Annotated in this window: 1 protein-coding gene; it reads left to right on the top strand. The window is 62.5% G+C overall.

The genetic code is table 11. The features are described from left to right. A partial coding sequence (locus J5M58_RS26090) for a glycosyltransferase family 2 protein (protein ID WP_207880216.1) occupies nt 1-536 on the top strand: 536 nt, incomplete at both ends.

The raw sequence follows: 536 nt of genomic DNA, 5'->3' as shown, positions 1-536 counted from the left end.
ATTCGAAACCGATGGAGGCCAAACCGCTCCAGATCGCAGGCGGCGTGGTCGCATCGTTGCAATTGCGTACGAGGTTCGGGTCCTGGCTCGATATCGCTCGCGGTCTAGGTTGCTGGGTTGCCGAACTCGCGAGGCCGGCGCGCTTCCCGCATGCGCGGCGCACGCATCTGATGGCACTGGCTCGATATCTTCGGAGCGCAGCCTACTTCAGGCGCACGGGGGCACGGTATCGCAAAGGCGGTTTTCGCCCCGGTTTTCGTTTTTGGGGATATGGTGACCGACGCGACGGCGCATTTTTTGCCTTCGCGGTCGAGGAACTCGACGCGCGCACGGTGCCGCTTGTCTCGATCATCGTGCGAACGCATCGCCGGCCGGCATTGTTGCGGGAGGCGCTGATGTCACTGTCGCATCAAACCTATCCGCGTGTCGAAGTCATTGTCGTCGAGGACGGCGAGCCGAATAGCCGCGCGATGATCGAGCGCGAATTTGCAGGGCGCCTTGATATCCGCTATGAGGCGACGGGCATGCCGGTAGGC

It is taken from the genome of Pseudomonas sp. 32_A, from assembly GCF_017490905.1.
Lineage (GTDB): Bacteria > Pseudomonadota > Gammaproteobacteria > Pseudomonadales > Pseudomonadaceae > Aquipseudomonas > Aquipseudomonas inefficax.
Note: the sequence above shows the minus strand (reverse complement) of the source record. Positions and strands in the feature narration are given on the sequence as shown.